Source organism: Nakamurella sp. A5-74, from assembly GCF_040438885.1.
Lineage (GTDB): Bacteria > Actinomycetota > Actinomycetes > Mycobacteriales > Nakamurellaceae > Nakamurella.
Window position 1 is genome coordinate 539,745 of the sequence record NZ_CP159218.1, and the last position, 25,407, is coordinate 565,151.

Genomic DNA, 25,407 nt, shown 5'->3' on the forward strand with positions numbered 1-25,407 from the left:
GCGGGGGATGTCGTGCCGGGACCCGCACTCCTGAGCTCATCCGCGCGCACCGCTGAGGGCATCGGGCTCGCGCGCGGCGTCGGTGCCGCGTCCGGCGCCACGGGTGCGCTCCAGTTCCTCGAGGCCGATGAGGTCGTCCGGCAGCGAGTCCGGGACCTCCAGGTCGAGGTCGCGCAGTGCTCGGATGCACAGGCCGGCGACAGCGTTCAGCGTCATCAGCGCACCGAAGATGACGAACGCCAGCGCGGTTCCGCGGCCGCCTCCCGTGCCGATCACCGCACCGACGGAACCGGCCAGCGATCCGGTGGGCTCCATCCACGGCTGGAACCAGTGCTGCACCATGAACGGCACCACCAGGAAACCGATCGGGAACGTCGACCAGGCGAGCGTCTGGCCGACCGCGAACACCCGACCGTGGTACCGCTGCGGCACCTTGGTCTGGATGATGGTGACGTAGATCCCGTTGGCCAGGCCCAGCGAGAACGTGGTGCCCAGCACCCCGGCGGCGATCGGAGCCATCGACGGCGCGAGACCGGTCAACATCACGAACAGCCCGGAGATGCCGATCAGGAACAGGTTGAACCGCATCCGGCGCCGGACGGGGCCGCCCCAGGCTGCCATCGCAGCGCCACCGAGCAGGCTGCCCGCGGCCTCCCAGGCGGCGATCACGGCGACGTTCTGGAGCGATCCGAAGCCGAGCACCAGTGGCGGAGTGAGCAGCAGCGCCGGCGCGTACAGCAGGTTGCCGACGGCGAAGAAGATGTTCATCAGGCGGAAGTGCCGGTTGTTCCAGACCAGCCGGAAGCCGCCGAACACCTGCTCGCCGAAGGACTCCTTGCGGATGCGTCCCAACCTGTTCGGGAAGCGCACGACGGCCAGCACACCGAGTGCGATCACGTAGCTGGCGACGTCCAGCAGCAGCATCCCCTCCAGGCCGATGAGCGCATACAGCCCGGCAGCAGCGATCGGGACGAAGAGCTGACCGGCACCGTTGATGATCCCCAGCACCCCGTTGGCGTGCCCGATGAACCGCTTGGGGACCAATTGGGGGACGGCTGCGGTGAACGCGATCCGCTGGACCGTGCCGAACGCACCGAGGAACATGATGAGAACGAACAACGCTGCGACGGAAGGATTCTCGGCGATCACGACCGTCGTGATCACCACCTCGGCGACGGTCGCACCGATGCAGGCGGTGACGATCACCCTGCGTCGGTCGAAGCGGTCGGCCAGGGCGCCCGCGATGGGGCTGGTGAGGATCACCGGCAGGAACGCGATCACCGCTGTCAGCCCGAACAGTCCCAGCGAGCCGGTCCGTTGCAGGATCCAGATCGGGATCGCCCACCCGGCCAGCTGGGAACCGATGGTGGAGGTCAGTTGGCCGGCCGCGATCGCCAGGAACCGGCCCATGCTTGGCTCCTCCGTTCCGGGGCCACGCGGTACCGGTCTGGCCGGGGTACGGGGCGGAGTTGCTCCCTGGGCCGCCGGTGCGTCACCGGCCACCGGCACCGGGTCCTCGCGCCGGGGGTCGTCGGATCGCGCCGCAGCAGCGGGCGTGGCACCCGACAGAGCCTGGATGGTGACGGCCTGCGGTGCGGACACCGGCTCCCCGACGACGTGGTCGTCGGCCAGCCACCAGGTCGCCTGCGGATCGTCCTCGGACGGCAGCGCAGCGGCCGGATCCGGTTGCCGCAGCGCCGCATCCGTCCTGGTGATGATCTGCACCAGCTCGGCGGCGCGATACTTGAGGAAGAAGTGGCCCGCCTCCGCCAGCACCACCACCGCGCTGCGGTCGGTGAGGAACTCCCACTCCCGGTAGCGCTCGAGGTAGTAGTCGGTGATCGGATCCCGCTCACCGACCACGGTGATGATCGGCGCGCTGAGCTTCACCGGGTCGGAGGCGAGGAGTGCGGTGAAGTGCTCCTCCGCATGGTCGCCGTCCCGGCGCATGTTCGAGATGATCCGGTCGGCCTGGCCGGGCTCCAGATCGGCCAGGTCGACGCCCATCGACTTGAGCCAGTTGCTGTGGTTGCGGTTGCTGGCGCGGTCGGAGAACCAGTGGGCGACCCTTGCGAACGTGCCGTGTGCGCGGGCGAACGGGAAGATGCCGCCGACATAGACCGCCTCCACGTCCCGTCCGGAAGCCTCGATCCGCCGGGCGATCTCGATGATGAGCGCGCCACCGACGCCGCAGTGGCCGTAGAGCACCACCGGCCCGGTGACCTTCTCGAGAATCTCGGCCGTGCAGCGCTCCGCGAGCTCGTCGAAGGGCAGGCCCGCTTCCTCGAGCCCGACGTCGTGACCGGGAATGGCGACCGAGTACAACCGGTGGTTCTTCGGAAGGGCGTCCGCCAGCGGTTGGTAGACGACGGCCGAGCCCCCGCCGTAGGGAACGCAGACCAGTGACCGCTGCGTACCGGCGACCGTCCGGCCGGATGTCAGCTCGTAGAGCAGCGCCCGCACGTGTGGCTGGTCGGATTCCACCAGAGCCGCCAGCCCGGCCACCGTCGGATGCTGGAACAGATCCATCACGCTGATGGAGGTGCCCTCCGGGAGCACCGGACGCAGCTTGGCGACCACCTGGGTGGCCAGCAGCGAGTGGCCCCCGAGGGCGAAGAAGTCGTCGGCGGCGCCGACCTTGTCCACCCCGAGCACCTGTTGCCAGACCTCGGCGATCGCCTGCTGGGCGCCGGGAGTCGGCGGCACGAACTCACCGGTGCTGACCCCGATCTCGGGCATCGGCAGCGCGCCGCGGTCGAGCTTTCCGTTGGGGGACAACGGCAGCAAGTCGATCACGACCAGGTGCGCCGGCACCATGTACGTCGGCAGGGCGGCCACGGCGCGGCTGCGCACCGCGTCCAGATCGATCGGTACGGCGACGCCGTCCGCGTCCAGTTCCGGGACCAGGTAGCCGACCAGACGAACGTCTCCCGCGGTGGGCTCCTTGACAGCAGCTGCGGTGAAACGGATCCCGGGTCCCTCACCGAGCAGATGCTCGATCTCGCCGAGTTCGATCCGTTGGCCGCGCAGCTTGACCTGCCCGTCCAACCGCCCGTGGAACTCGAGGGTTCCGTCCGGACGCCATCGCGCCTGATCGCCGGTGGCGTAGGCGCGGCGGGACGCGGGCGCGGTGCCGCCGGTCCAGGCGGATTCCGGGAGGACGACGAACCGCTCCGCAGTGAGCTCCGCGCGGTTGAGGTAGCCGCGGGCCACCTGCACCCCGGAGATGTACAACTGCCCGGTCGCGCCGACCGGAACCGGGCGCTGCGCCTCGTCCAGGACGTGCAGTCCGGTGCCCGGCACCGGGCCGCCGATCGAGACCCGGCCGGTGCGCCGGATGGTCTCGGCATCGCAGCGCCCTGCGCTGACGTCGATCGCTGCCTCGGTCGGTCCGTACAGGTTGTGCAGCTCGGCCTGCGGAAGGGCATCGAGGCAGAGCAGCGCCGTGGGTGCGGACAGTTCTTCGCCGCTGCACACGACAGCGCGGATGGGGAGCGCTGCACCGTCACCCGGCGGGAGCTCGGCCAGGAAGATGTCGAGCATCGACGGCACGAAATGGGCGATGCTGACGGCGTTCTCGGCGATCAGCGTGCGTAGATGTGCGGGATCCCGGTGCCCGCCCGGCGCTGCGAGCACCAGGTTGGCACCGGTCACCAGCGGCCAGAAGAACTCCCACACCGAGACGTCGAACCCGGCCGGCGTCTTCTGCAGGACGCCTTCGCCCGGCCCGATGCCGAACCGTTCCTGCATCCACATCAGCCGGGCGACGATCCCCCGGTGTTCGTTGACGACGCCCTTCGGTCGACCGGTGGAACCGGAGGTGTAGATGACGTAGGCAGCTGCGGTGTCGGCCGCGGACCCGTCGTGGTGCTGTGTTCGCTTTCCTGACAGGGCTGTCGGGCTGGGCGCTGCGCCGTCCCGGAGCAGTGGCAGGCCGTCGGCGTCGGCGGGCGCCACGGGAACCGTCACGGACGACAGGATCGCGGCGGCGCCAGGATCGGCGAGTACCGCGAGCGCGCCGGAGTCCTGCACCATGAACGTCAGCCGGTCGACCGGGTACTCCGGGTCGAGGGGGAGGTAGGCGGCGCCGGAGCGCAGCACACCGACGAGCGCGGTGATCAGCTCGATCGACCGGGCGATGGAGACGCCGACGATGTCCCCGGCCCCGATTCCGGCCCGGCGGAGCCGATCGGCGACCAGATCGGCCGCCGCGGACAGCTCCGCGTAGCTGCAGACACTGCCGTCCGCCGCCCTGACCTGGGCTGTCGGGTGCTCGCCGAGGCCGGCGTCGATGAGCTCGGTGAGCGTCCGCCCGGCGCGGGTCTGCTGCGCGAGAGTCGACTCGCCTTCGTTGAAGTGCGCAAGGGCCGCCTGCTGGACCTCGTCCAGGATCTCGATCTCGTCGATGCGGACGGCGCCGCTGCTGGGCAACCGCCCGAGCAGTGCGGTGAAGGAGTCCAGGATCGCCCGGGTGAACTCCGAGGAGAACAGCGCGGTTCCCGACACCAGCCGTCCGCCGAGGTCGCCGTCGGGTCGCAGGTGGGTGTGCAACTCAAGTTCGAAGCGGGTGGCGGGAAGATCGATCGGCGACCAGTCGACCGCCGGGGCCGCCGGCGTGGCAGCGGGCCCGGATGCCGCTGCGGCGTCGGGGTTCTCGCCGAAGCTGGCGTAGTTCTGCAGGACCAGCATGGCCTGGAACAGGGGCGGGCGTGACGGGTCGCGGACGAGGCCGAGCTGCTGCACGACCCGCTCGAAGGGAACCTGCTCGTGCGAGAGCGCTTCCAGAACCCGGGTCCTGGTGGCCGCCAGCGCCTCGTCGACGGTCATCTCCGGCGTGAGGTCGGCGCGGATCGGCAGCATGTTGACGAACATGCCGACCGCCTCGTCGAGCTCCGGCAGGCTGCGCCCGGCCACCGGTGCGCCGACCGCGAAGTCCCACTGCCCGGCGAAGCGGGCCAGCACGATCTGGTAGGCGGTCATCAGCGCCATGAACTGGGTGGCGCGGTGGCCGCGGGCCCAACCCTCGAGTGCCTCGACGTCTGCCCGGGGGATCCGGAACGTGATGGCCTGCCCGGTGTACTGCTGGGTGGCCGGGCGGGGACGGTCCGTCGGCAGTGCCAGTGGCGGGACCGCCGCGAGCCGCTGCACCCAGTGATCGATGTGCGTCGCCGTCTCCGGCCGCTCGCACCAGCGGCGCTGGTGGGCAGCGAAGTCGCCGTACTGGACGGGACGCCGGTCGATCCACGGGATCTCCCGGCCCGACTCGAGAGCGCTGCAGGCAGCGCTCAGCTCGCGGAGCAGCACGTCGTTGGACCAGCCGTCGGTGACGATGTGGTGCATCCCGCAGACCAACCGGAAACCGGTCCCTGCGACATCCAGCAGGACGGCGCGGAACAGTGGGCCGGTCGACAGCTCGAACAGCTCGGTCGCGATCTCGTCCGTACGCGCAGCGGCGACTTCCTCGGACTCGAGCCGCTCCAGCTGCAGCGGAACGAGCTTGTCGACAGACAACACCCGCACCGTCGGTCGGCCGTCGGCGTCGGCAGGGAACACCATCCGCAGCGACTCGTGGCGCGCCAGCACCGCCTGCCAAGCGGCGATGATGGTCGCCGGCCGCAGGGTCGCAGCGAAATGGAACACCTGCGGGGTGAGGTAAGCGGCGGTCCCCGGAGCGAGCTGCTCCATGAACCACACCCGCTCCTGGGCGAACGACAGCGGGGCAGGTTCACCGTCCCCGCGAGGCTCGATCTGTTGACGGACAGCAGGTTTCAGCGCTCCGAGACGGCGCCGCAGCAGCTCTTGCTGGCCTTGGGAGAGGGCCGTGCGGTCCTGTGTGGTGCTCATCGATCGCTCCCTGGTGCGGTTGCCGCTTCGACGGACAGACGTTGCCCGGTCTCTTCGTCGGACAATGCGGCGATCTCGGCGATCAGCGCCCGCTCCAGTACGGCGCCGACGCCGCGGACCGTCGTGTCGGCGAAGAACTCGGCGATCGACAGATCGACCCCCGCGGCTTCCCGGATCCTGGCGATCACCCGGAGAGCGAGCAGGGAATGGCCGCCACAGGCGAAGAACTCGTCATCCGCGCCCAGATCCCGCCCCTGCTCGGGCAACACTTCGCGCCACGTCGCTGCGACCAGCTCCTCGGTGGGCGACAACACTGCCGCACCGTCCGGCGCGTCGAAGGCCGCCGGCGCGTCCGATCCGGCGGGTGTCCCGCCGGGCGACAGTGCCGTGGGTGACGGTGCTGTGGGTGACGGTGGCGTGGGCGACGGTGCCTTGGGCGACGGGGTCGCCGACGACCCAGCGGCAGTGGCGCCCGTGATCCGACGCCGCAAGGGCAACTGGGACAGCCGGATCGACGGATCCGCGCACACGGCTGCCAGGGTGTCGGTCAGATCATCGGCGAGTTGCACGGCGGTCTCCTCGCGGAACAGCGCCGTGTTGTACTCGATCCGCAGACCGAGCCGACCGAACCCGTCGAGGCCCACCTCGCACCCGATGTCGTCCTCGGCGGAGGTGACGGTGGCCCGCTGCGCCATCGCCAGATGGTTGAAGCCGATCTGGTACAGCGGCGGAACCGCCTGGCCCGCGCGGGCGGCGTGACGCCGGACCAGGCGCTGGAACGGCATCTGTTGGTGCTCCAGCACTTCCAGGATGTTCCCCCTGGCCAGCTCGAGCAGTTCGGTGAAGGTGGGATCGCCCGCGATCGGCACCCGCAGCACGACCATGTTCACGAACATCCCGATCACCCTGTCGAGCTCGGGCCGGTTGCGACCGGTGACCGGTAACCCGACGACGAGATCGGTGCTGCCCGACCATCCGTGCAGAACGGCCAGGAACGCCGAGCAGAGCACCATGAAGTCGCTGCTGCGGTGTTCGGCCGCGAACTGCGAGAAGGTACTGCTCAACTCGGCGTCGAGTCGTCGGTAGACGTCGGCGGCGGCGAAGGTCCGCTCGTCCGGCCGAGGGAAGTCGGTCGGGATGTTGTGGACTGCAGGCAGTCCGTCGAGCGTCGCGTCCCAGAAGTCGTCGAGTGCGGCGAGCTCGGTGGCCATCCCCGTGCGCTGCCATTCCGAGTAGTCGACGTACTGCAGCGGGGATGCCGGCAGCTGCGGTGCGCGGGCGGTGGTGGCCGCGGCGATCAATTCGGTCAGCTCGCCGCGGATGATCAACAGCGAGGCGCCGTCAGCCACGGCGTGGTGGATGGACAGGATCATCCGCCAGTCGTCGTCGGAGACCCGCGCGATGGCCAGCCGCCACGGTGGTGGGGTGTCCAGCTCGAGCGGCGCATCCAACAAGCCGTGGGCCAGGATCCGCAGGCCGTCCATCCGACGGTCGTCCGGAAGTGCGCCGAGATCCCATACCGGGATCTCCACGCCGATCTCGGTGTGCACGTGCTGGAGGAGTTCCTGCTCGCGCCGATGGACGGTGGTGCGGAGCGACTCGTGCCGCTCGACGATCGTCGTCCACGCTGCGGTCAGGGTGTCGATCGCGCTCGCCGTCCCCGCGGCCGGCGACTCGGTGGCAGTGCCCACCGGTCCCCAGAGCAGCTCGTCGTAGATGTGGTACAGCGCCCGGTCGGCCGAGACATGGCTGGCGAACCACATCCGTTCCTGGGCCGCGGATGCCGGCACCTCGAAGTCCTCGCCGGCCGCGCGCACACGGATCGGCACCGTCGGCGCGGTGCGAACGATTCCGGCGGTGGTCGGACCGATGTCGGTATCGGTGCTCATGCTGTGTCCCCGATCTGTGACCGGTCCACGACTGGCGTGGTGGTCGATGCTGGTGCCGGCGGTGCGGAGCCGGACGGGCGGGCGCGGTCTGCAGGGCTGCGACTCATCTGCCGGGTCGGACGAGTCGCGGGATGCTGCCGTCTTCCGGGCCTGCCCCATCGGTCGACAGGGTCGGCTGCTCGGCGTTCTCGACCTCTGCCGCCTCCGCGGCAGGAAGTGCGGATACCGCCGATGCTTCCGGCGACCCCGACGCTGCAGGCGATCCGGTGGCCTCGGCGGCGGCGCGCATCGCGTCCACCTGGTCGGCCATCTCCTGCACCGTAGGGGCGTCGAAGATGATCCGCATGGGCAGTCGGACCCCGACGGCCTTGCGGATCTGGCCGATCAACTGCACCGCGACGAGGGAGTTGCCCCCCAACGCGAAGAAGTCGTCCTCCGCTGCGACGTCGGGGACGCCGAGCACCGCCGACCAGACGGCCGCGATGGTGGCCACCGTTCCACTGCCGGACGGCACCGGACCGTCGCCGGTCTGGACGACCTCCTCCGGATCGGTCCCGCCGGAACGGACCCGGTCCAGGAGTTCCGCCACGCTCATGGGGTTGATCACCACCTGCGGCCCGAGTCCGGAGGACGCCAGCAACCGGAAAGCGGTCACCCCGTCGGCCGTGGCGATCCGGATCCCGGCGGCGCCCGAGCTGACCCGATGGGGTGCGGTGTCGGACACCGGTTCTGCGGCCGGCAGCTGCCCGTCCGATGGCCGGTCGCCGGCCGTGACGGCTTCCGGGTCGATGCGCCGCAGCGCGAAGTCCCTGATGCGCACCAGGATCCGGCCGTCCGGATCGATCAGCTCCAGATCGGCGGCGACCACTTCGCCGGGCTCTCCGCTGTAGCGCAGGACCGACAGGAACTCGGCCGGCAGGGGCGCGAACACGGTCACCTCGCCGTACCCGATCGGCAGGTAGGCACCATCGCCCCGCTCGCTGAAGGCGGTGGCGACGTCCAGCAGCGCCGGGTGCAGGTGCCAGCCCTCGCTGCTCGCCCCAGGACCAGGGACGGTGACCTCAGGGACGGTGACCTCAGGGACGGTGACATCTGAAACGGTGACATCAGCGGCAGTCACATCAGGAACGGCAACCAGTTCCGCCACTTCCATCCCCGGTCCCATCCAGTGCCGGCGCAACACATCCCAGCGCGGTCCGAAGCTCACGACGCTCGTCCTCGACTGGCCGCGGAACAGCCCGCTGGCGGCCGCGTCCTTCTCCAGGACGCCGGCCAGCAGGGCCTCCGGATCCAGTGCGCCGGCAGCTTCGGTCGTCGCGGTCACCGACGCCTGCGCATGCCGGGTGGTGACGCCGTCCAGCGTGCGAAGCACGGTCACCGCGCGTTCCCCGGTCGCGGTGTCGGCACCCGGCTCGGCGACGAACTCGACGCGCAGCGTTGCCGCGGCTCCGTCGGGCACCCGCAGCGGGGCCAGGAATGCCAGATCGGCGATCGAGACGCCCGGCGCGTCCGGGAAGCAGGCCCGATGGGCAGCGACGATCGCCTCGATCATCCCGGTTCCCGGGAGCACCGGCACGCCGCCGATCCGGTGCTGGTCGAGCACCCAGTGGGTCTCCGCCGAGATCTCGCCCTCGGCGGACACGCCGTCGCAGCGGGTCAGGAGCGGGTGCTCCATCGGCTGGAGAGCGGTTGCGGCAGAGGCTGTTCCGGGAACCAGCGGATCGCCGCTGACGGCACCGCCCGGCACCGAGACCGTCTCGACGGCCATTCCGATCTCCGACCAGCCGCCCCAGTTGACGCTGACCACGGGCCCCGACCACCCGGGGGCGGCGGCCACCGCGTCCAGGAACGCGTTGCCCGAGCAGTAGTCGACCTGCCCGATGTCACCGGCCAACGCCGTGATCGACGAACACAACACCACCAGCTCGACCGGCACCTCGGCGAACGCGGTCCGCAGGGCCAGCGCGCCGGCCACCTTGGGCGCCAGCACCGAGTCGGCCACCGCCGGCTCCTTGACCTCGAGCATGCCGCCACCCGCCACACCGGCGGCGTGCACGATGCCGTCCAGCCCGCCCCAGGCCTCGTTGAGTTCGGCCGCAACCGCGGCCAGCGCGGCGGGATCGGTGACGTCGGCAGCGATGACCCTTACCTCGGCGCCGGCTCCCTCCATCGCCCGAACAGCAGCGATGGTGCGTGCAGTGCGATCCCCGCCGAGGCTCTCGGCTCCCGGTGCCGGCCAGCTCTCCCGCGGCGGGAGTGGGGTACGGGCCAGCAGCGCCAACCGACCGCGGTACCGGTTCGCCAGCTCGGTCGCCACACTCACCCCGATGCCGCCTGTCCCGCCGGTGATCAGGTAGCGGCCTCCCTCGCGGAACCCTGGTTGCTGCGCCGTCGGACGGGTCTGGGTGAAGTCCTTGACCCACCGCCGGTCCGATCGCAGCGAGACCTCACGCGGTTCGCCGGTGGCCAACAACTCGCGGACGACCGCCGAATCGCGGCTGCGGTCGTCGACATCGATCCACCTGGTCCGCAGGAACGGCAACTCCAACGCGCCCACCCGGACGGGACCGGCGACCAGCGCTGCCTGGGCCACGACATCCTCGCCGCCGGTGACCGGGGCGACCGGTGGGGTCAGCACCGTCAACGCCACCGTGGGCGGCTCCGGCAGCTCGGCGAGTGCCTGCAGGACGCCGAGCAGGTCGTGGAAACCATTCTGCAGCAACTCATCCGGGGCACTGTCCAGGGCGCGCACGTGTACCAACCTGATTGCCTCCGGCGCCCGGTCGGTGACGCCGGAATGCGCTGCCGGCCCTGCTGCAAGTCCTGCGGCTGAGACCGCAGCGGCGACCCCGGCAGCGTCGGTGTCCAGCGGGAGCACCTCGGTCCCACCGGCCCGCAGTGCTGCCGCGATGCGATCGGCGCGGGCGCCGCTGCCGATGACGAGCACCGGCGCGGCCACGGTCGTGGCAGACAGGGGAGGCAGCTCGCGGAACGTCGGAACGGCGAACCAGTCCTCGATCACCTCGGCCGGTCCGCGATGCACCGCGGGTGCGGCGCCCGGGCCGGCAGATCCTGCGACCAGGGGTGACGGGTCGATCCAGTGCCGACGGCGTTCGTACGGGTAGGTGGGCAGGGCGACCCGGCGACCCGCGGGTGCGGTGGTCAGCTCGAGATCGTTGCCGTCGACCCACAGCCGCGCCCATGAGCGGCCGATGATGTCCAGGTCGGTCTCGGTGTCGCCGGGACCGGCGAGCGAGTACTGCGGGGCGGGACCGCGGCCCGTCTGCATGCGGGCGAGGCCGGCCAATTGACGACCCGGTCCGCACTCCAGGAACTGGACGTCACCGGCTGCCAGGGCAGTGGCCACCGCGGCACCGAACAGCACCGGCTCGCGCAACTGACGTGCCCAGTACCGCGGATCGGTGGCCTGCTCGGCGGTGAGCAGCTCGCCGGTCAGACCGGAGATGATGTCCAGCTGGGGGGCCACCGGTCCCGCCGCGGCGACCGCCGCGGCGAACTCGTCGAGGATCGGGTCCATCGCTGCCGTGTGGAACGCGTGCGAGGTGCGCAGTCGTGCGCCGGATGCCTTGGTGGGCAACGTGTCCGCGAACGCGTCGATGGCTTCGGCGGTGCCGCCGACGACCGTCATCCTGGGGCCGTTGACCCCGGCGATCTCGACGCCGTCGGTGAGCCGTGGCCGGACCTCGGCGGCCGGCAACTGGACGGCCATCATGACGCCGCGCGGCATGCTGTGCATCAGGCGGCCGCGGGTCGCGACGAGCTCGAGCGCTGCGTGCAGGGGGAAGATCCCGGCGGTCACCGCGGCCGCGTACTCGCCGATCGAGTGACCGATCAGGACGGCGGGTCGGGCTCCTGCTGCGGTCCAGAACCGGGCCAGCGCGTATTCGACGGTGAACAGCGCCGGCTGGGTGATGAAGGTCTGGGTCAGCGCCTGCGCGGCGGGTGCAGCGGCCTCGGTGTCGGCCGGATCGACGAGCATCAGCTCCCGCAGATCCAGGCCGAGGATCGGTCCCAGCACGTCGCTGCACTCGTCGACGGCCGCCGCGTATTCGGCGGACCGGTGGTACAGCGCACGACCCATTCCGGGGAACTGGGATCCCTGACCGGAGAACAGGATTCCCAGTCGTGGGGTGCCCGCGCTGCCGATCAGCTTCGGGCCGGCGGTGAGCTGGGCGATGGCATCGCCCGAGTCGGCGGCGATCACGGCCGACCGCCGCGAGTAGGCGATCCGCCCGGTGCGCAGGGTTCTGGCCACATCGGCCAGGTCCAGCTCGGGATGGGTGCGCAGGTGAGCGGCGAGTCGCGTCGCCGTTGCGGCGAGAGCGGTGTCGGTGTTGGCCGAGAGCGGCAGCACCTGGGTGCGCGACGATGCCGGCCCCTCCTGCGGCGCGGAGGCTGCGCGGGCCGGATCGGGGGCCTGCTCGAGGATGACGTGCGCGTTGGTCCCGCCGATGCCGAACGAGGACACGGCGGCCCGGCGTGGACCGTCGACCGCCGGGAAGGCCCCCAACGAAGCGGCCGGATAGAACGGTCCCGACTCGAAATCGATGGCCGGATTGGGCTTCTCGAAGTGCAGGGTCGGCGGCACGGTGGCTGTCCGGAGCACCAGTGCCGCCTTGATCAGCGAGATCACCCCCGCCGCTTGGGAGAGGTGGCCGAGGTTCGACTTCACCGAACCGATCGCACACCACTGCCGGTCCTGCGGTGCGAACGTGGTGTCGGTCGAGGCACTCGGGTCCTTCGCTGTTCGCTCGGCCGCGAGCTCCTCGCCGTAGGCGGTGGTCAGGCTCTGCACCTCGATCGGATCGCCCAGCGACGTTCCGGTGCCGTGCGCCTCGACGTAGCCGATGCTGCGCGGCGAGATCCCGGCCACCTGCAACGCCTGACGGATCACCGAGACCTGGCCCTGCACGCTGGGTGCGGAGAAGCCGACCTTGGTGGCGCCGTCGTTGTTGACGGCGTTGCCCAGGATCACGGCGTGCACCGTGTCGCCGTCGCGCAGCGCGTCCGAGAGTCGACGCAGCACCACGGCGCCGCCGCCGGAACCCCACACGGTGCCCGCCGCGCCGGCATCGAAGGCGCGCACCTGCCCGGTGGGCGAGGTGAAGTCGTGCTCGGAGATGTAACCGGCACCCTGGGGGAGCTCGATCGACACCCCTCCGGTGATCACGGCATCGCACTCGTGGTTCCGCAGTGCCTCACAGGCCAGGTGGGTGGTGACCAGCGACGTGGAGCACGCGGTGACCACCGTCATGCTCGGGCCGGTGAGGCCGAGCTTGTAGGAGATGTTGGTGGACAGGTAGTCCTGGCCGTTCCCGATGGCGGCCCCCAGCTCGCCGGCGCCGGCCAGCACCGAGGCATTGGCCTTGACGTTGCGCCACAGGTACTGGGTCCCCGCACCGCCGCAGTAGACGCCGATGTCGCCGTCGAAGTGTGCGGGGTCGATCCCGGCGTGGTGCAGGGCGGTGTGCGCCAGCTCGAGCATGAGGCGCTGCCCCGGGTCGGCCATCGAAGCCTCGCGGGGGGTCATCCCGAACAGTGCTGCGTCCAGCTCGTCGTGGTGCTGCAGGACGAAGGCTTCCGGGACGAACTCCTCGTCGTCGACGTCGTCGTCGCTCATGCCGAGGGCTCGCTGCTCGTCGAGGCTGAATCGTGTCTTTGCCTCGACCCCGTCCAACAGGTTGGACCAGAGCGTCTCCACGTCGGAGGCTCCCGGAACGCGGGCAGCCATCCCGACGATCGCGATGGGTTCGAGACCGGGACCGAGGTCGTCGGTGGCGTTGCCGTCGTCCGGGTGTTCGTGCGGTGTCGGATCCTGCTGCGGCGCAGCGTGTTCGGCGGCCGACACTCGCAGATCCGGATCGTCCGGGTCGGGATGCGTCGAGAGGTCCAGCTGGTCGGGGACGGCAGTCATGAGCGTTCTCTTCTCTGCGGTGCGGTGCGGGGTGAACGTCGGGCGGCGGCGCGGCGGGCCGCCCCGCGGTCGACGGGGGCAGCGACATGCGTCATGGGTCTGTCGCCGGCGGTGTCGGTCGGCGCGGCGGAGCGGGCGACGGCGGCATCGAGTTGGTCGGCGATCTCCCGGACGGTCGGCCAGGTGAACAGGTCGACCATCGAGACTTCACGGCCCAACTGGGTGGCGATCCCGGCACGCACTTCGGCGACCGCGAGCGAGTGCCCGCCCACGTCGAAGAAATTGTCGGTGACGCCGGTGATCTCGGACTGCAGGACGTCCGTCCAGATCGCCACGAGCGCCCGCTCGGTGGGCGTCGCGGGCGGGACGGAGGCGCTCGCGCGACGACCGTGTCCGGTGTCGTGGAAGGCGGAGCCTGCGGGAGCGTCGTGGAAGGCGGAGCCTGCGGGAGCGTCGTGGAAGGCGGAGCCTGCGGGCACGTCGTCCGGGTGTGGTGCGGCGGCGGCCTCGGTGAGTGAGGCGGGGACCGCAATCTGCAGTGGGGCAACAGGATCGGCGAGCAGCGCAGCGAGCAACGTGCTGAACTCCTGCGGTACCTGGTCGCCGCGCGCGACGAGTCCTGGCCGCAGCACGGCACGGCTGATCATCGCTGCGGTGGCGCCGTCGTGCTCGGCGGACGACGGGTCCGGCTGCACGTAGAGCGTGAGGTCGAAGGGGGATCCGGAGGCGGGGACCTCGACAGCCGTGACCACCGGCCCGCCGAGATCGGGGATCGGCAACGGGAAGTTGTACAGGTTGAACAGGACCTGGACCAGGGTGCCCCGACCGTCGACCCGGCGGGCTCGTGCGACGCGGATGATCTCCTGCAGGGAGACGGCAGCGTGGTCGGCGGTGTCTGCGATCTCCTGTTCGGCGGCGAGCACGGCTGCGCGGAAGGTCGGCGACGCCCCTGGGCGCAGGACGACCGGGACGATGTCACTGAACATGCCGACCGTGGCCACCGACTCCGGATGGTCCCTACCGGCCACCACCAGCCCGACGACGACCTCGTCGCAGCCCGTCCGGCGCCGGAGCAGTACTCCCAACGTTGCCAACAGGACGGCGGCGGTCGATGCGTTCAGGGACCTCGCTGCCTCGTCGAGCGCGGCCCGATCGCGAAGCAGCGACGCGGAGTACTCGCCGATCGCCCGCTCGGCACCGACCGACGTGGCAGCGGTCGGTGCGGGGTCCGCGAGCTCGATCATGTCGGGCACGCCGGCCAGGTGCTCCGCCCACCAGAGCGCATCGGCGGGTCCGCCGTTGCGGTGGCGCTCGTGTTCCCACTCGATGTGCGCGGCGAACGAGCCGGCGGAGGAGGCGTCGGGCGGGTTGCCGGCGGTCGCGCGTCGGTAGCCGGCTGCCAGATCGTCCACCAACGGACCGACGGACCAGCCGTCGCAGACGAGGTGGTGGAAGGTGAGGACGAGCAGGTGCTCGTCGTCGCCGTGGTCGACCTCGTGCAGCAGGGTGGCGTTCCACAGCGGTCCAGCAGCGATGTCGAAGTGTTGCCGGACGAGGTCCCGGACGACGGTCGCGGTGGCACCCGCGGGCACCTCGTGCACCTCGAGCAGCCGGGCCGGCGGCGCGGACATGCGGATCACCCCGCGGCCGGCCACTTCCGGGAAAGACCAGCGCAGCACCGGATGACGGTCCAGGAGCGAGGTCAGCGCCGACCGCAGGGCATCCGGGTCCAGCGGTCCGACCAGGGAGTAGGCAACAGCGATGTTCGACTCGTGGCTGGAGCGGCTGACCAGCTCGGTCAGCCAGAGCCGCTGCTGGGCGGCCGAGAGCCGGCCCGGCGGCTCAGCATCCGCGCCGGCATCCTCGCCTGCCCGGGTGTCGACGTGGGTATGAGGAGTGAACCGGGCGGGGAGGGTGGCGGTGCTGTGCGTCTCGACGCCCGGATCGGGGGCTCGGGCCGCGACCAGCCGTGCCAACGATCTGGCGTCTGCAGCGCGCAGCACCTCGACGGTGCGCACCGTGCGGCTCGTGCGCCGCCGGATCCCGTCCACCATGGCCATGGCCGAGACCGACGACCCACCGCAGGCGTACAGCCCGGCGCCCTCGACCACCGGCCCGACGTGTTCGGTCCACAGCCCCAGCACGGTTTCCACGACATCGGTTGTCGGGACGTCTGTGGTGGGGAGGTCGGCGGCTGTCGGCGCGATCTGAGAGCCATCGGGCGGCGGGACGATCCGCGCTGCCTCGGCAGCGCCCCTGGCAGCTCGGCGGGCGGCCAACGCGGACAGGTCGATCTTGTCGGAAGCGTTGCGGTGCAGCGCATCCTCGTGATGGATCGCCGAGGGGATCATCGCAGACGGCAGTCGGTCGGCCAGCCAGTCGACGAGGTCGGCGGCGGCGACCTCGCCGGTGTGGTGGGCGACCAACCGGCGGCTGCCGTCGGCTGCCCGATCGATGTCGGCGACCGCGAGGACGACAGCGGGATGCGCGGTCAGCGCTGCCTCCACCTCGCCGAGCTCGACCCGGTGGCCCCGGATCTTCACCTGCCGATCGGCGCGGCCCAGGAACTGCACGGTGTGATCGGCATTCCACCGGCACCGGTCTCCGGTGCGGTAGTAGCGGACACCGTCGAGGACGACGAATCGATGTGCCGTCAGCTCCGGATCGTCCAGGTAGCCGAGTGCGAGCCCAGGACCCGCGATCAGCAGCTCCCCTTCGTCCTGGAACGGCACGGGCAGCAGGGAGTCCGGATCGGCGACGACCAGGTGGTGCCCACCGTGCGGCCGCCCGATCGGCAGTGCGGACGTCCAACTGCCGGAGGCGTCGAGCGAGCAGACGGCAACGGTGCTCTCGGTCGGCCCGTAGGAGTTGATGAACCGCCGATCGCTGCCGGTTGTCCAGCGCTCGACCTGTTCGGGGCCGGGCGCCTCCGCGCCGGTGTGCAACACACGCAGTGTCGGCAACGCCGCCGGGTGCAGCAGCGGCAGCACAGCAACTGGGAAGAAGCCGTAGCTGATCCGATGGTGTGCGCAGAACTCCTGCAGCAGAACGGGATCCATCCGCTCCGCTGCGCCGGCGACGAACAGCGGTGCGCCGTGCACCAGGGCGCAGAACATCTCCATGACCGACGGATCGAAGGTGGTGGCCGTCAGGGCCAACACCCGATCGGCGTCGGTGATGCCCAGGTAGCGGCCCATCGACCAGGCGAACTCCACCAGCGCACGGTGCGGGATGCGCACGCCCTTGGGGACACCCGTCGAGCCGGAGGTGAACAGCAGGTAGGCCTCGTCCTCGGGTGCCGCTACCGGCCGCGCCGCGGTCGCGGACCCGTGCTCCCGGGCCGGGCGGTGACGCAGCGGGTCGATGGCCAGCCTGACCACCGCCGCACCGGGAGTGTCTGCAGGCGCCGTTCCGGCGGTGCTGGCAGGTGCCGTTCCGGCGGTGCGGGCAGGGGCCGTTGCGGCGGCTCCGGAGGTCGCCGACTCGGGACCGACCAGCACCGCGACTGGCGCGGCGGCCCTGACGATCTGTGCCATCCGTTGCGGCGCAGACGGATCCAATGGCACGGCCGAGCAGCCTGCCCGGAGCGCCGCGAGGAAACCGACGACGTGTCGCACGCCTCGACCGAGATCCAGCGCCACCCGGCGAGGCCCGTCGCGGCCGACCAGGCCCAGGATCTCTTCGGCGACCGCAGCAGTCCACCGGTCCAGTTCGGCGGCGGTGAGCTCGCCCTCAGCATCGCGGACGACCATCGCATCGGGGGTGCGGCGCCACCGGTGAAGGACTGCCTCGACGACCGTCGGGAAGGGAGCTGTGGCGGTATCGGCATCCGGTTCGGAGCCGACGGCGGCGCGAACCGGGGAATCGACGGTGCTCGTCATCGGCCGGCCACCGCCGGATCGGAGGTGCTGGTCCGGTCGCCGCCGGACAGGGCATTCACACTTGCTGCGACGGACGGCGGTGCCGGGGCGTCCGTCTTCGGCACGCCGGAAGCGTCGGTGACCGGGACGGCCTGGGGACCGGTCGAGAACTCGTCCCGCTCGACGCACTGCATCCGCAGTTCGCAGACATAGCGCCGGCCCTCGGCGTCGGGCAACCAGTTCTGCTCGAGGTCGGGCAGAGCTTCGCTGAGGGACAAGGTGACCTGCGGCCCCTCAGCCAACACGGCGGAGCGGACCATGCAGCCGAAGACGTCGGCGAGCACCGGGCTCGTCAGGTCGACGAAGAACGGCTTGATCTCGCTGCCGAGCTTGACGTAGCAACGATCCGGCAGGTGCAGCTCGGCGGCGAGCCGTCGGGCTTCGACGAAACGGTTCGGAGCGTCCGTGATCCGGCCGAAAGCTGTTTCCCCGCAGGTGATCCGCCAGGACCGGCGGTTGATCACCAACCCGTCGATGCTGATCCGCGGGGTGTACCTGGCGGGGGTGACCATCTTGAACGCGTCGACGGTGTGGATCCACAGCAGATCGGCCAGCACGTCGATCAGCGACCAGCGCAGGCCGCCGTGGAACACCCCGACACCCTGGTCGTCGCGGACGACCAACGCGTCCCCCGGAGGGAGGAAGTGGGGCTCGGCGATCCCCCGCACCGGCTCCGGCGCGACCGGCAGGTACCTGTCCTGCGGGCCGTCGAAGACGGTCGACAGTCGGCCCAGCTGGCGGGGCCAGCTGTCGGCGTGCAGGACGTGGACCCGGTGCGAGCCGATGTCCGCGGTCAGTGCCTCGGCCAACACGTCGGGATGCGGGTGGGCCAGCGTGGTGGCGGCCGAATCGAAGGTCCCACCGCCGGTGTGCAGCTCGCCCAGCACGGGCGTGAACTCGCCGGCGAGCAACGCATCCAGCCCGTTCGCGGCGATCTGCAGATCGGGCGAATGGATGTGGGCAGCGCGCCACCGCAGCGGTAGCCGGGGGAAGAGCCTGTCCATCTCCGGCGCGAGGTCGGCGCTGGACAGCTCGATCGAGCCGGTCAGCCCGTCCTGTGGCTCCGCCCCTGCGGTGCCCAGCAACTCCGCCCACCGGCCGGCGAACTCGTCCGTCTGGGACGCGACCAGGTTGTGCTCACCCCAGAGCAGACCCTGGGCCAGGAACAGCAGGTCGGACAACGGCATCGGACGACCGTCACCCATCTCGTCGACCAGGTCCCCGAACGCCGCGGTGAAGGTCGCCTCCAGATGGGCGCACCACCAGTGGGCAGCCTGCAGGAGCAGGCCCATCGGCGCCGCGATCCGCTCGACCAGCGCTGGACCGAAGCGGACGGCCAGGTCACGTGCGGTGTCCTCGTAGGCGAGCTTGCGGCCGGCATAGGTCTCGCCAGGGCGTCGCTCCGTCACCTCCGAGACCTGTTGCCGGAACACCTCTTTCAGTGCGTTGTCCGCGGCGAGCACCGCGGTCGGGTCGCCGGCGGCGGCGGCCAGGGCGGCCCGGGCGGTGTCCAGCGCGTCGAAGCGATGCAGTGCGGCTGCGCGGGCTGGTTCCGGCAGGGCCTGCAGATCGGCCAGCAGACGGTCGGCCACGTCGTGCACGTGACGGACGTCGAAACCGACGCTGAGCAGGCCGCGTTCGGTGAGCCGGCGCAGGGTGAGATCGGCGTCACCCGCCGTTCGGGCGGCGCCCGCGGCGACCGCGTCGACGACGAGAGCGCTCCGGGCGCGGCCGTCGGCGGCCTGCAGCAGCCACTGCTCCTGGGAGCTGAGCTGCAGCGGCTTGCCGGTGGCAGCACGCGCGGTGGCGGGTGAACCGGCTACCGGCGGGGTGAGGATCACGGACGACGGGATCCGCACCGGCAGATGTGGAGCCACCGCCGGGTCGGCGGCGATGGCTGAGGCCAACGCGTCCAGTGCCCAGTCCTCCAGCTTCGTCCAGCGGCGCGCGAGCAACCCGGAACCCGGTCGAGCCTGCACGGTCGGGCCGTCGTCGTCGATCCGGGCCCAGGTGGCGGGGCCGAAGAAGCCGATGCTCTCGTTCTTGCTGCAATACCGCTGCCAGTACCGGCCGACCGTCCGTACTCCCTGGTAGTAGCGGGAGTTCCGTGGCCCGTCCGGAACCACCCGTCCCAGGGCGTGGAAGACGTTCGGGTTCTGCCAGGCGATGGCTTCGCGCAGCAGCGGATCGGTGGCGATCCGCTCGACGGTCGGCAGCTGCCGGTGCAGCGCCTCCTCGGCCAGCGCCTTCAGCTGCTGCGGTGTCGCTGCGGCCGCCAGCGCTGAGTCAACGGCCGCCGCCGCCGGAGCATCCTGGAGCTGCTGCAACCCCTCGACCGGGAAGCCGGCGCTGCGGATGATCACGTCGCGCCAGATCTCCCAGCCGGTCGAGCCGAGTGCGACGGTGTGCGGCGAGGTCATCGGCGTTCTCCTGTTCGTTCGTCGGCTGACGCGGCCCACTCGTCGGCAGACCAGTCGTGGAACATGTGCTCGGTCGCCAGTGCGCCAGGACCCGTCCGGAGCTGCACCACGACCACCTCAGGAGCCGGAACCCGCAGTCCTGCAGGGACACTCGTGACCTGCAGGACGGCCGGCTGTCGATGGTCGTCGGCGCCGATGATGCCGGCGTGCTGGTCCTGTTGTTGCAGGCCCAACGAGGTGGGCTCGACGGTCAGTCCTTGACCGGTGCACTTCAGCACGGCCTCCTTGGCGGTCCAGGCGCGCAGCAGCTCGCGGCTGCGCCACTGCTCGGGGACGTCGGCCAACCTGATCAACTCATCGGGGTGCAGGATCGACGCGGCCAGCTGCGTCGTGTCCGGCAGCGAGTGCTCGGTCTCGTGGTCGACGCCCAGTGGCGTGGCCGCCACGGCGAGCAGCAGCCGACCGTCGCGGTGACTCCAGCTCACCTGCGGCCCATCGTGAAGCTCCGGCTTGCCGTTGACGCCGGTCGGGAAGGGCGCCCGTGAATACCGGGATCCGAAGCGGGACAACACCTCGCGGGCGATGCCGCGTCGTGCGGTGAACCGGCGGGAGTCCCGTTGGTCGACGAATCGCGCCGCTCGGTCGTGTTCCTCGGGGGCGAGCTGATCGGCGAGACCGGCCAGCTCCCGGTCGTCGATCGTGTCCAGATCGGCGAGTACCAGGTGCACCTCTCCGGGTCGGACGGCGCTCGCGGGTGCGACGGTGTCGGCTGCCTCGGCGCGCAGCAGACCCCCGAGCAGCCCGAACTGCTCGTGCAGGAAGAAGTGGCCTCCCGGCATGGTCCTGAGCCGGAACCCGGGCGCGCTGTGACGTGCCCAGCCGATGCCTGTCCACGGTAGGCACACCCCGTCGCGGCGCCCGCACACCGCCGTGACCGGGACCGGCAGCGCAGGGCCGGGTTCCCAGCGGTAATCGTCGATCCAGGTGAAGTCGGCGCGGATCGCCGGCAGCAGCAACTCGATCAGCTCCGCTGAGTCGAGCACCTCCTGCGGCATCCCGCCCAGCCGCGCCAGCCGGGTGATCATCTCCTCGTCGCTGCGGCGGGACAGGTCCTTGAGATCACCGTCCAGGCGCAGGTCGGGGGGCGGGCTGCCGCCGATCACCAGGCGTCGCGGCAGCGGTCCGCCGGTGGCGGCCAGCGAGCGTACGGTCTCGTAGCCCAGCCGGGCTCCCATCGAATGGCCGTAGATGAGGTAGTCGCCGGTGACGGTCTCGCTGATGGCGGCGGCCAGGGCGGCGGGATCGATCACCGGCTCCTCCGCCCAGCGGCTCTCCCGCCCGGGTAGCTGGACGGGGCGGATGTCGACCTGCGGAGCGAAGGCCTCGGCCCAGCCGCGGAATGCGCTGGCGCCGCCGCCTGCGTAGGGCAGGCAGAGCACCGGAACAGCATCGGCGGCGAGGGCCGGGGTGCGCACCGGACGGGCGAACCAGGTGGTGGCCGTTCCTGCGGTCATGCCGCACCGCCGGCGTCGATCAGTGGCTGCAGGACCGAGGTCGGACCGGGGATCCGGATGCGTCGATATGGGTGCGCGGGAAGCGGTACCCGTTGTGGCCCTGCGGATTGCGCGGGCATCGTCGGGAGTGTGTGATCGAGCGCCGGCGCCGGGTCGTTCGCCACGGCCCGCAGCTGCGCCACTGCTTCGTCGACCGACCGGGACCACACGACATGGGTGCACGCGTGGACCCGACGGCCGGTGAGCAGGGTGCGGGACACAGCAGTCAGAGCGGGTCGGTGGCGCTCCAGGTGCTCCGCGAGCCGGCCGGCGAACAGTCGCAGGTCGGCGGCGGTCCTGGTGCTGAGCAACAGCGGAACCGGCTCGTCGAGGACCGCCGCCGCCCACTCCTCGTCCGTCGGCAGCGCCGAGGCCTCGATCACCAGATGGACGTTCGTCCCGCCCACTCCGAAGGAGCTGACTCCCGCCAGCCGGCGGAGGTCCGATGGCCAGGCGGCGTCACCGGCCTGCGCGGTCAGCCCGCTGCCGTCCAGCTCCAGCAGCGCGCCCGGGGTGCTGAAATGAAGGTTCCCGGGAACGGTTCCGGCCCTTGCGGCCAGGATCGCGAGCTGCAGCGCTGCAATTCCCGACGCCACATCCAGGTTGCCCAGGTGCGTCTTGGGGGCCACCAGTGCGGTCCGCGCCGGACGGTCGGCGGACGCCCAGACCCGCCGGAGTGCGCCCACTTCGATCGCATCTCCGAGTGGCGTACCGAGGGCATGGCAGAAGACCGCACCGATCTCACCGGGCCCGACCTGGGCCGCGGCCTGTGCCTGGTCGACGGCTGCCTGCTGACCGGCGATCCCCGGGGCGGCGAAACCCGCCCTCGCCGCACCGTCATTGGTCATGGCGTAGCCACGGATGACGGCCAGCACCGGGTCGCCGTCGTCCACCGCGTCCTGGTGGCGCTTGAGCACCACCACACCGGCGCCGCTGGACATCCCGGCCCCGTCGGCGTCCGCCGACAGGGCGCGGCAGCGTCCGTCGGCGGAGGTGGTTCCCGGCCCGCGTCGCAGGTAGCGGGGACTGGTGAGATGTACGCCGCCGGCGACGGCGACGTCGCACTGCAGATCGATCAGCGCGGTCGCCGCCGTGCATACCGCGGCCAGCGAACCCGCACAGGTGGCCGCCACTGCCATCGCCGGACCGTCGAGCCCGAGCTTGTACGCCACCCGACTGACCATGTGGTCCGCGCCGATCCCGGTGGGCAGCAACGTGTCCCAGCTGGCATCGATGAGCCGCAGCAGCGGCAGCAACTCCTCGAGGTGGTGTCGGTTCGGGCCGGCGGCGGCGAACACGCCGACGACGACCGCCGGGTCCCGGACTCCGAGGCCGGCGTTCTGCAGTGCGCTCTCGACGATCTCGAGGAAGATCCGGTGCTGCGGATCCATCAGCGCCAGCTCGGCGAGATCGATCCCGAACTGGTCGGCATCGAAGCAGTCGACGTCCTCCAGTTGCCCCCCTGCGCGCACCAGGTCGCTCCTGGACAGCAGGCTCACCGGAACTGCCAGTGCCCGCAACGCGGCGTCGTCGAGGTCGCGGATCACGTCGCGGCGGGCGATCACGTTGTCCCACAGGCTGTCCAGATCAGGCGATCCCGGATAGCGGCCGGCCATCCCGATCACGGCGATGTCCGTGGCACTGATCTCGGGAGCGTCGACATCTGAGGAAGGACGCTCCGGCCGCTCCTCGTCGAGAAGGTGCTGCAGCGCGGTCATCGGCCGCCCCTGGGTGGTACCCGCGCGGCACGACGTCCGGCGCGCGGAGCGGCCGGGCGTGTCGCCGCGCGCGTGGCCGGTGGTGTGGCGCCGGCGGAACCGGCAGCCACGCTCGCATCCGGGCCCAGGGTTCCGCTGGGCCGGTCGAGATGTCCGGCGATGGCCGTCACCGAGCCGAGACCGAACAGCTCCACCAGCTGGATCTCCCCCCAACTGCTGAGGGCGGCGTGGATTCGGACCAGGTCCAGGGAGTGGGCCCCGGACTCCAACAGCGGCAACCGCGGATCGATACTCGTCGCCTCGATGCCGAGCACGTCGGCCACCGTGCGGCGCACTCGATCCAGGAGGGTATCCGCCGACCGATCGGCCGGGGTCGGGTCGACCGCATCGATGGTCTGCGGCCGTACCCGCTTGCCGGTGTCGGTCACGTCCAGCCGTTCGACGATGTCGAACCGGCTGGGCACCATCGCGGCGGGCAGCTGGGCGGACAGCCGACGGTGCAGCTCGGCGGTGGAGAGCACCACGGCGGCTCCGACGGTCAGTTGGGCGACGAGGGCCTGGTGCTCGGCGCCCGTGATCGACCCGGTACCGGCATCTGCCGGTCCGACGAGCGCTCCGGTCACGCCGGGAACGTCCAGCAGGATCGCCTCCACCTCGGCCGGGTCGATGCGGATACCCCGCACCTTGATCTGACGGTCCAGCCGTCCGCGGTGATACAGCAGGCCGTCGATCCGCTCGCCGAGATCCCCGGTGCGGAAGGTGCGTCGCCCACCCGGGGCATCGCCGAAGCGGGCCTCCTCGCTCGCGGGTGCGGCGCTGTCCGGGAGGTAGCCGAGAGCGACGCCGCGACCCGTCACCAGGATCTCCCCCGTTGCGTCCACCTCGACGGTGAAGCCGGGCAACGGCTGTCCCATCGGCAACGGCGAACCCGGGCCGCCGGCCGGCTCGACGGTGCTGCGGGGTTCCCGGACCCCGTGCGTGACGAACATCGTGCTGAACGACGCCTCGGTGGATCCGTATCCGCTGGCGATCGTCACAGCGGAGCCGAAGAGTGTGCGGGCCACCTCGACGTCGCGGCGGACGGCAGCTTCACCGCCCAACAGCACGGTGTGCACCGAGCCGTCGACCCGGTCACCGAGCAGACCGAGCGTCCGCAACACGGTCGGGGCACAGTGGAACACCGTCACCCCGTGTCGGATGAGGAAGCCGTCGAGTCCGGTCAGGCCCCGGGTGGCCAGATCGTAGGGAGCGACGGCGGCCCCGTTGAGCAGCGCCGACCACAGGTCGACGGCTGCCATGTCGTAGCAGAACGGTGTGAGCAGGGTGAGCACGTCGCTCGGTCGCAGCTGCAGCGCCGTCCGCTGGTTGTCGGCGCAGACGAGCACCCCGCGATGCGACTGCTGCACGGCCTTCGGGATCCCGGTCGATCCCGAGGTGAACAACAGGTAGGCGACTGCGTCCGGGTCCGTCGAGGTGGGGGCGGCATCCGCGCTGCCTGCGTCGGTGGGCTCGTCCGGGCGGGTGCCGGCGTGGGCGTCGATGTCGATCACCAGCGGCACCGCTGCCGACCGCACCTTGTCGGCCGTCACCGCGGTGACCAGCACCGCGAGCGGGCGGGCAGCGCGGCAGCAGGAGTCGATGCGTGCACTCGGCCATCGAGGATCCAGCACCAGGTAGCTGAATCCGGCCCGCAGGACCGAGAGGATGGCGATGACGCTCGCCTCGCCGTGCGGGGCCAACACCGCGACCACGCGCTGCTGCGCAGTGTCCGGTGGGACCGGCACCTCGAGCTGGAGGATCCGAGCCAGTCCGGCCGCCTGCTCGTCGAGCCGCCCACGGGTGAGGGTGCCGCTGTCGGAGACGACCGCCGGGGCGTCGCGGTCGGCGTCGACCAGCGCCGACCACCGGCTGATCACCGTGCAGGGGTGCGCCGTCGACTCGCAGCCGACCAGTGGTCGGTGCTCCTCGGGCAGGCGTGAAGCGTCCGGCGACATGGGTGAGCTCCTGGCGTTCGCCGATCGGGGGTGGAGATCGGAGCGCGCCGACACGGGTTCGTCCGCCGACACACCACCGTGTCCGACAGTTCGCACCAACGGGGGACGGGGCGGAGTGTGTGACACTTCGCACC

The 25,407-nt window shown here is 71.1% G+C and carries 8 protein-coding genes; all 8 read right to left on the reverse strand.

Annotated elements, in window-relative coordinates:
- Positions 1–36: 36 nt before the first annotated feature.
- The 8 genes from ABLG96_RS02410 to ABLG96_RS02445 all read right to left on the reverse strand — a co-directional run bounded on the left by ABLG96_RS02410 (position 37) and on the right by ABLG96_RS02445 (position 25,273).
- A complete protein-coding gene (locus ABLG96_RS02410; protein ID WP_353649835.1) occupies positions 37–5,844 on the reverse strand; it encodes an amino acid adenylation domain-containing protein in 5,808 nt (1,935 codons plus the stop codon).
- A complete protein-coding gene (locus ABLG96_RS02415; protein WP_353649836.1) occupies positions 5,841–7,733 on the reverse strand; it encodes a condensation domain-containing protein in 1,893 nt (630 codons plus the stop codon). Before ABLG96_RS02415 ends, ABLG96_RS02410 begins: the two co-directional genes overlap by 4 nt.
- 103 nt (positions 7,734–7,836) lie before the next feature.
- Entirely contained in the window at positions 7,837–13,668 is a 5,832-nt protein-coding gene (locus ABLG96_RS02420) for an SDR family NAD(P)-dependent oxidoreductase (protein WP_353649837.1), read from the reverse strand.
- On the reverse strand, positions 13,665–17,549 hold the full coding sequence (locus ABLG96_RS02425; protein ID WP_353649838.1) for an amino acid adenylation domain-containing protein: 3,885 nt from the start codon (positions 17,547–17,549) through the stop codon (positions 13,665–13,667). Before ABLG96_RS02425 ends, ABLG96_RS02420 begins: the two co-directional genes overlap by 4 nt.
- Positions 17,546–20,008: a lantibiotic dehydratase gene (locus ABLG96_RS02430; RefSeq protein WP_353649839.1), complete on the reverse strand. Its 2,463-nt coding sequence runs from the start codon at positions 20,006–20,008 to the stop codon at positions 17,546–17,548. The genes ABLG96_RS02425 and ABLG96_RS02430 overlap by 4 nt, the downstream gene beginning before the upstream one ends.
- On the reverse strand, positions 20,005–21,522 hold the full coding sequence (locus tag ABLG96_RS02435; RefSeq protein ID WP_353649840.1) for a thioesterase domain-containing protein: 1,518 nt from the start codon (positions 21,520–21,522) through the stop codon (positions 20,005–20,007). Before ABLG96_RS02435 ends, ABLG96_RS02430 begins: the two co-directional genes overlap by 4 nt.
- Positions 21,519–23,279: a beta-ketoacyl synthase N-terminal-like domain-containing protein gene (locus ABLG96_RS02440; RefSeq protein WP_353649841.1), complete on the reverse strand. Its 1,761-nt coding sequence runs from the start codon at positions 23,277–23,279 to the stop codon at positions 21,519–21,521. The genes ABLG96_RS02435 and ABLG96_RS02440 overlap by 4 nt, the downstream gene beginning before the upstream one ends.
- Entirely contained in the window at positions 23,276–25,273 is a 1,998-nt protein-coding gene (locus ABLG96_RS02445) for a non-ribosomal peptide synthetase (RefSeq protein ID WP_353649842.1), read from the reverse strand. Before ABLG96_RS02445 ends, ABLG96_RS02440 begins: the two co-directional genes overlap by 4 nt.
- Positions 25,274–25,407: the final 134 nt, after the last annotated feature.